Here is a 2,426-nt window from a genome sequence, read left to right on the forward strand (position 1 = left end):
ATTATATAAAGGAAATATTGATATTGATATTGACACAAAAAATGACAAGTTGATTAACGCATTAAATGGAAATGAAGAAATTAAAGATGAACTAGCAAAAATGATAGAAGATATTTCTAAAACAAAGATAACTGGAACTATTAATTTTGAGGATGATATCCCATTTTGATTTACTGATTACATCGTCAATTTATTTTATCTAAAGGGCCGTATAACTTCCAAACGGTCCTATAAATAAAAAAACAATTACACCTGAGGCAAGTAAACCTTCTATATTAATACATTGAATCATTGATATCACATTAAAGAGAATTAAAAGCCTTTGATTTTAAATTCTGTTCATCTTCCTTCTGTAAGGATATTGTTTCATTTTTTGGCCTTCCTTTTTTAAGAGCTTCTTTTAACTTCGATTTAAATCTATTTTCATTCATACTCGAACCTAAAGGCTTTTTCTTTATTTCTTCTTTAAGTATTTTCCTTGGCTGAATAACAGGTTTTTCTATTCCAAGTCTACGTCTTATTTCTTCGATCTTAGCTGCTCTACTATTGAAACGGCTACCGCTCTTGAGTCTAAATTGATTGGTGGCTGCGTTGGCTGTTTCTGCATGATCAAGTATCCTACCAATAGAACCACCGCTAAATTTAGACATCCCACTATTGAAGCCACCTTGATAATTAATTTTGTTTGATTTTTGATTGTATTGTTTTTTAACTCTGTTGAGTATTTGTGCAGCTTTATGTATTGCTCTTCCAATCTTTTTGTTTGTTGGTCTATTATATTTTTCGCTGAATTTAAAGCTGTTGTTGTTGCTTCTAATGAGTTGTTCACTCTTGTTAGTGTCTGTTGTGTCTGATTTAATGCTGTGCTGACTGACTCCGAAAGTATCATCATTGATTCCGTCAACGGCTCTACTGTCATTGATATTTGGTTCAATAGGTGATCGTCCAATACTATTTTCGTCATCTGTTTTTCTTGCTGCGAATCTTCTAATGAGTTCATCATCTCTATTTTTGTCATATTTCACCGTTGCTTTAATTGTGTTCCAACTGAATTTTTTACCAAGAGATGATCCCTTGAAGAAAATATTTTTTTCATTATTTTTGATACCAAATGACACTCCGGCGACGTTGCCAGTGCTTGCAACGTTAAAGGCCGGCTCGATGCCTACAGCCTGCAGACGTTCCAAGAACGTAGACAAATCAGGCTTACCGACTAAAGCCGCTTGTAGTGCGTTCTGTAGCACTAAACGGGCTGGTTTCTCTCCTGTACGTAGGGCTTGCTCGATCTCGTTCTTAGTTGGTGCTGATACGTCTGATTTTTGCCCCTGCAAGCTCTTGGTAATCGTTAAGCTGTGCTTTATCTCCAAACGTTCACAAGCTGCTATTGTATTAAATGCTGAGTGCTGACCGTGCCATACAGAACCATCAAGGCCGATCCTGTTTGCCACTATATGGATATGGTCTTGATCTGTATCTTTATGACGCACACAAATATATTGATGTTTTTCTATATCAATACTCATTTCTTTCAAATAGTCTTTTGCTATCTCTTGCCATTTTTCATCTGTTAAATGTTCATTCTTGGGAAGAGATAAAAAGGCGTGAAAAACTGGTTTTTTTATATCAGGTCTAAAACTGCTTACAGCTTTGAACTCATCAGTTAAATCACTAACATTATTTTTATCTGCTGACATATTACTACAAATGAAATCGTGATCATCTTTTAATATATAATCAACTCTATTTTTAAATGATCTTCCTGTTTTAGCCACATTTCCTTTCATACGGTATAAACCTCACAAGCTTTTAATATTCTTTTCATAAGTTGCTTTATGGCAAAGTTAGCTTCTGCTGCTACAGATTGTTTAAATTCTTCATTCGTATTTAGCTTTTTAGCAATCTGATTTATATTATTACCTTGATGTTGTATTTCCCTATATAACGATTGCTCAAACTCAGGCATTTTTCTTTTTATCACTGGTTCAGAGTTTAATATTTCTCTTCGGATGTAATGGCCTCTCTCAAGGCCGGATGCTTCAACAAGCTCTTTTAAATATTTAAACTCTGCTTTGTTTACTCTAAACTGTATAGATATATCTCTGCGTTCTTCGTGATTTATTTCTATACGCCCTCTTTTTCTATCTGTTCGCATTCTTTATTCCTCTGGATAATGTAATCATCTGTTGCTCTTATGTAGTCGTTATCATTTTCAATAATTAATGCTTCAATAAGCTCATCAGCTTTACTCTCTTGTATATATCTATGAGCCACAAAATAACATAAATCTCGCTCATCACTATTGATTTCATTAAATGGTATATCTTTGTTATGTTCTATGTAATAAAAAAATCTTGCCAGTATTTCGAGCTTATATTCTATAGTCATACTATTCATTAAGTTTTCTACATTCATATTCTATTATTCCT

At 33.6% G+C, this 2,426-nt stretch carries 3 protein-coding genes; all 3 read right to left on the reverse strand.

Annotated features, from left to right (window positions below):
* Nucleotides 1-302: 302 nt before the first annotated feature.
* The 3 genes from EQY_RS0109115 to EQY_RS0109125 are packed head-to-tail and all read right to left on the reverse strand — an operon-like array spanning nucleotide 303 to nucleotide 2,412.
* Entirely contained in the window at nucleotides 303-1,784 is a 1,482-nt protein-coding gene (locus tag EQY_RS0109115; RefSeq protein ID WP_024212484.1) for a relaxase/mobilization nuclease domain-containing protein, read from the reverse strand.
* Nucleotides 1,781-2,152: a plasmid mobilization protein gene (locus tag EQY_RS0109120; RefSeq protein ID WP_001258407.1), complete on the reverse strand. Its 372-nt coding sequence runs from the start codon at nucleotides 2,150-2,152 to the stop codon at nucleotides 1,781-1,783. The genes EQY_RS0109115 and EQY_RS0109120 overlap by 4 nt, the downstream gene beginning before the upstream one ends.
* Nucleotides 2,122-2,412, reverse strand: coding sequence for a hypothetical protein (locus EQY_RS0109125; RefSeq protein ID WP_001100258.1), 291 nt, complete (start codon nucleotides 2,410-2,412; stop codon nucleotides 2,122-2,124). Before EQY_RS0109125 ends, EQY_RS0109120 begins: the two co-directional genes overlap by 31 nt.
* Nucleotides 2,413-2,426 lie beyond the last annotated feature (14 nt).

It is taken from the genome of Escherichia sp. TW14182 (genome assembly GCF_000208525.1).
In the GTDB taxonomy this organism is placed as follows: Bacteria; Pseudomonadota; Gammaproteobacteria; order Enterobacterales; family Enterobacteriaceae; genus Escherichia; species Escherichia ruysiae.

Excerpts from the sequence above, each read along its gene's own strand:
- EQY_RS0109115 (WP_024212484.1), bottom strand. The coding sequence starts at position 1,784 with ATGAAAGGAAATGTGGCTAAAACAGGAAGATCATTTAAAAATAGAGTT.
- EQY_RS0109120 (WP_001258407.1), bottom strand. The coding sequence starts at position 2,152 with ATGCGAACAGATAGAAAAAGAGGGCGTATAGAAATAAATCACGAAGAA.
- EQY_RS0109125 (WP_001100258.1), bottom strand. The coding sequence starts at position 2,412 with ATGAATGTAGAAAACTTAATGAATAGTATGACTATAGAATATAAGCTC.